General features: G+C 70.5%; 5 protein-coding genes. 4 read left to right on the top strand and 1 reads right to left on the bottom strand.

Annotated elements, in window-relative coordinates; all coding sequences use genetic code 11:
* Positions 1 to 108: 108 nt before the first annotated feature.
* Entirely contained in the window at positions 109 to 561 is a 453-nt protein-coding gene (gene rimI, locus G6027_RS15100; RefSeq protein ID WP_182637887.1) for a ribosomal protein S18-alanine N-acetyltransferase, read from the top strand.
* On the top strand, positions 558 to 1595 hold the full coding sequence (tsaD, locus tag G6027_RS15095; protein WP_182637886.1) for a tRNA (adenosine(37)-N6)-threonylcarbamoyltransferase complex transferase subunit TsaD: 1038 nt from the start codon (positions 558 to 560) through the stop codon (positions 1593 to 1595). The genes rimI and tsaD overlap by 4 nt, the downstream gene beginning before the upstream one ends.
* A 10-nt stretch (positions 1596 to 1605) precedes the next feature.
* On the opposite strand, the gene G6027_RS15090 is transcribed toward tsaD, so the two are convergent.
* A complete protein-coding gene (locus G6027_RS15090; protein WP_182637885.1) occupies positions 1606 to 1977 on the bottom strand; it encodes a DUF4190 domain-containing protein in 372 nt (123 codons plus the stop codon).
* Between the two features lie 270 nt (positions 1978 to 2247).
* Between G6027_RS15090 and groES the strand changes: the two genes are divergently transcribed.
* Both groES and groL read left to right on the top strand, forming a co-directional pair.
* Entirely contained in the window at positions 2248 to 2535 is a 288-nt protein-coding gene (gene groES, locus G6027_RS15085; protein WP_017837219.1) for a co-chaperone GroES, read from the top strand.
* A gap of 134 nt (positions 2536 to 2669) precedes the next feature.
* A complete protein-coding gene (groL, locus tag G6027_RS15080; RefSeq protein WP_182637884.1) occupies positions 2670 to 4292 on the top strand; it encodes a chaperonin GroEL in 1623 nt (540 codons plus the stop codon).
* Positions 4293 to 4306 lie beyond the last annotated feature (14 nt).

The raw sequence follows: 4306 nt of genomic DNA, 5'->3' as shown, positions 1-4306 counted from the left end.
GGCGTTGCGGGGCGTCGACCCCGGAGGGCCACGACGGTGAGCGGTCCGGTGCCGGGCGGGTCCGCCGCGGACGGCGTCGTCTACGATCCGCTGGTCGCGGGTGACGCGATGCGGTGCGCGGAACTCGAACGAGTGCTGTTCCGCGGTGACGGACCGTGGTCGGCCGCCTCGTTCCTGTCCGAGATCGGCTCCGGGCACACCACCTGTCTGGCCGCCCGGTCGGCGGACACACTGGTCGGTTACGCCGTGCTGGCGGCGCTCGGGCGGGAGGGGGACCGGGAGTTCGAGGTCCACACCATCGGCGTCGACCCCGCCTACCGGGGCCGGGGGATCGGGCGCACGATGCTGCGTCGGCTGCTCGCCGTGGCGGATGCGGAGGCGGCGCCCGTCCTCCTGGATGTACGTACCGACAACGTCCCGGCCCGCACGCTCTACGAGGCCCACGGTTTCGAGGTGGTGGGGCTGCGACCCAGGTACTACCGTCCGAGCATGGCCGACGCGCACCTGATGGTGCGTCCGGCGCGCCGCGGACCCGACGCGGGAGGAGGGGACGGCTCGTGAGGACCGTACTGGGGATCGAGAGTTCGTGCGACGAGACGGGCGTGGCGGTCGCACGGGTACACGACGACGGGCGTGCGGAGCTGCTCGCCGACGTGGTGGCCTCGTCGATGTCCGAGCACGCGCGCTTCGGCGGCGTGGTGCCCGAGATCGCCTCCCGCGCGCATCTCGAGGCGCTCGTCCCGACCGTGCGCGCAGCGCTCGCCGAGGCGGGTGTGGACCGACCCGACGCCGTGGCCGCGACCATCGGTCCCGGGTTGTCCGGTGCACTGCTGGTGGGCTCCTCGGCGGCCAAGGCCTACGCCGCCGCGTGGGGCAGACCGTTCTACGCGATCAACCACCTGGTGGGGCACGTCGCCGTGGCCGGGTTCGACGGCGGACCACTCGACGAGTGCGTGGCGCTTCTGGTCTCCGGTGGACACACCCAGCTCCTGCACGTGCGGTCGCTCACGGATCCGGTGGTGGAACTCGGCTCGACGGTCGACGACGCGGCGGGGGAGGCCTACGACAAGGTCGCGAGGCTCCTGGGGTTGGGATACCCGGGCGGTCCGGTGATCGATCGGCTCGCGGCGTCCGGGGACCCGGCGGCCATCCCCTTCCCACGCGGGATGACCGGACCCCGGGATGCTCGACACGACTTCTCCTTCTCCGGACTCAAGACCTCGGTCGCGCGCCGGATCGAGGCCGCCGAGCGCGACGGGTCGCACCTCGAGGTGGCCGACGTGGCCGCGTCCTTCCAGGAGGCCGTGGCGGACGTGCTCACCATGAAGGCCGTGCGTGCCTGCGTCGACTTCGGGGTGGGGACCCTGCTCATCGGCGGGGGAGTCGCGGCGAACTCCCGACTGCGGGAGCTGGCGGCGGAGCGGTGCGCCGCGGCCGGAATCCGCCTCCGGGTCCCCCGTCCACGGCTGTGCACGGACAACGGGGCGATGGTCGTGGCGGTGGCGTCCGCCCTCCTCGCCGCTGGTGCCGAGCCGAGTGCCCTGACCGTGGCAGCGGATCCGGGGCTCACGGTCGGGGTGACCCAGGTGGTGTGACGTGGGTGCGTCAGAACCCGAGCAGGGCGAAGCCGTACCCGGTGAACAGCAGCATCCCGCAGACCACCAGTGTGATCACGGCCAGCCACAGGTATCCCACCGCGAGGGCGGTGAGGGCGAGACCGCGTCCGGCCTGTCCGGTCCGACGGATCCTGGCCAGGGCGAGATGGCCGAGCAGGACCGACGCGAGCGCGAAGACCGCGGGGAGGACGGGCAGGAACAGTCCCAGGAAGGACCCGAAGACGACGTTGCCCACCGCCAACACGACCGCGGCGAGTGCTGTCCCGTTGACGTCGGGGGGACCGGCGTGGGAATCGCGGGCGGGGTCCCCCGGACCCGGCCCGTCAGGCGCGTCCGCGTCACCGGATGGGGTACGGGACATGGGCGTCTACTCCTCCCGGGGGTGGCGGGACTTCCCGCTGATCGTACGCGGGGGCCGCGCGCGCGTCCTGGTCCCGAACCGGGCGTGTGTGGGCCGGCGGTGTTCGCCATCCGCGAACGGGGTCGAATCGTGCACCCGGGACACTTGAGTGCTGGCACTCGCGCATATAGAGTGCCAATAGGCATGGACCCGGTCGCGTCACCCGCGACGACGCCACCCCGGTGCCCCGCCCCCTGAACACACCAGCCATCTACACACGGAGGATCCATCGTGGCGATCAAGCCGCTTGAGGACAAGATTCTCGTCGAGGCCACCGCTGCCGAGACCACCACGGCGTCCGGCCTCGTCATCCCGGACACCGCCAAGGAGAAGCCCCAGGAGGGCACCGTCGTCGCGGTCGGCAAGGGCCGCTTCGACGAGGACGGCGACCGCATCCCCATGGACATCAAGGAGGGGGACAAGGTCATCTACTCCAAGTACGGCGGAACCGAGATCAAGTACGAGGGCAAGGAGTACCTGATCCTCTCCTCGCGCGATGTTCTCGCGGTCATCGACTGACGTGAGTCGGTAAAACCCCGCCCCGGTGGCGCCGGCCAGTGTCCGGCCCCGCCGGGGCGGTGGTGTCTCACCGGTCTGTGACGCAGTACGACCCGTCCGTCCCGAACACCCTCTTCCTTCCAGGAGTCCCATCAATGTCCAAGTTGATAGCGTTCGACGAGGAGGCCCGTAAGGGCATGCTCGCCGGTGTCGACCAACTCGCCGACACCGTCAAGGTCACGCTCGGCCCGAAGGGCCGGCACGTCGTGCTGGCCAAGGCCTTCGGTGGCCCCACCGTCACGAACGACGGTGTCTCCATCGCCCGCGAGATCGAGCTCTCCGAGCCGTTCGCGAATCTCGGTGCCCAGCTGGTCAAGAGCGTCGCCACCAAGACCAACGACGTCGCTGGTGACGGTACGACCACCGCGACGGTGCTCGCACAGGCGCTCATCCGTGAGGGGCTGCGCAACGTGGCCGCCGGCTCCAACCCGATGGCCATGGGCAAGGGCATCGAGAAGGCCTCGGCCGCCGTCGTGGAGTTCCTCAAGTCCGCCGCCACCCCGGTGTCGGGGTCCGAGGGGGTGGCGCAGGTCGCCACCGTGTCCTCGCGCGACCCCGAGGTGGGCCGGATGGTCGCCGAGGCCATGGACGCCGTCGGTGTCAACGGCGTCGTGTCCGTCGAGGAGTCCCAGGGCCTGCACACCGAGGTCGCCGTGACCGAGGGCATCGCCTTCGACAAGGGATACCTCAGCCCCTACTTCGTCACCGACCCCGACGAGCAGAAGGCCATCTACGAGGACGTCCTGATCCTGCTGCACCGCGAGAAGATCAGCTCCCTCCCGGACCTGCTCCCGCTGCTGGAGAAGGTCGCCGAGACCGGCAAGCCTCTGCTCATCGTTGCCGAGGACGTCGACGGCGAGGCGTTGTCGACGCTGGTCGTCAACTCGATCCGCAAGACCATCAAGGCCGTGGCGATCAAGGCCCCGTTCTTCGGCGACCGTCGTAAGGCCTTCCAGGACGATCTCGCGATCGTCCTCAAGGGTCAGGTCGTCAGCCCGGACCTGGGTATGAAGCTCTCCGACTGCGGCCTCGAGGTGCTCGGACACGCCCGCCGTGTGACCGTCTCCAAGGACGAGACGATCATCGTCGACGGCGACGGCGACCAGGCGGACGTCGACGCCCGGGTGGCACAGCTGCGCCGCGAGGCCGAGAACACGGATTCGGACTGGGACCGCGAGAAGCTCGAGGAGCGCATCGCCAAGCTCTCCGGTGGCGTCGCGGTCATCCGCGTGGGAGCCGCCACCGAGACCGAGCTCACCGAGCGCAAGCTCCGCGTCGAGGACGCGGTCAACTCGGCCAAGGCCGCCGTCGAGGAGGGCGTGATCGCCGGTGGCGGTTCCGTTCTCGTCCAGGCCGCGGCGTCGCTCGCCCGGCTCGCCGAGGACACCGCCGACGCCGATGAGGCCGTCGGGGTGAACGTGGTCCGCAAGGCGCTGTCGGCCCCGCTGTTCTGGATCGCCGCCAACGCGGGCGAGGACGGTTCCGTGGTCGTGAGCAAGGTCGCCGACCTCGGGCCGCGGGACGGCTTCAACGCCGCCACCGGCGAGTACGGCGACCTCGTCTCGGCGGGCATCATCGACCCGGTGAAGGTCACCCACTCGGCCGTCGTCAACGCCTGTTCCGTCGCGCGGATGGTCCTGACCACCGAGACCGCGATCGTGGAGAAGCCCGAGCAGGAGGCATCCGGCGGGCACTCGCACGCCGGTCACTCTCACTGACCTGCTCCAGACCG

It is taken from the genome of Dietzia sp. SLG310A2-38A2 (assembly GCF_014145095.1).
In the GTDB taxonomy this organism is placed as follows: Bacteria; Actinomycetota; Actinomycetes; order Mycobacteriales; family Mycobacteriaceae; genus Dietzia.
Note: the sequence above shows the minus strand (reverse complement) of the source record. Positions and strands in the feature narration are given on the sequence as shown.

Coding starts and splice junctions, on each gene's coding strand:
- rimI (WP_182637887.1), top strand. CDS start 109: ATGCGGTGCGCGGAACTCGAACGAGTGCTGTTCCGCGGTGACGGACCG.
- G6027_RS15090 (WP_182637885.1), bottom strand. CDS start 1,977: ATGTCCCGTACCCCATCCGGTGACGCGGACGCGCCTGACGGGCCGGGT.
- groL (WP_182637884.1), top strand. CDS start 2,670: ATGTCCAAGTTGATAGCGTTCGACGAGGAGGCCCGTAAGGGCATGCTC.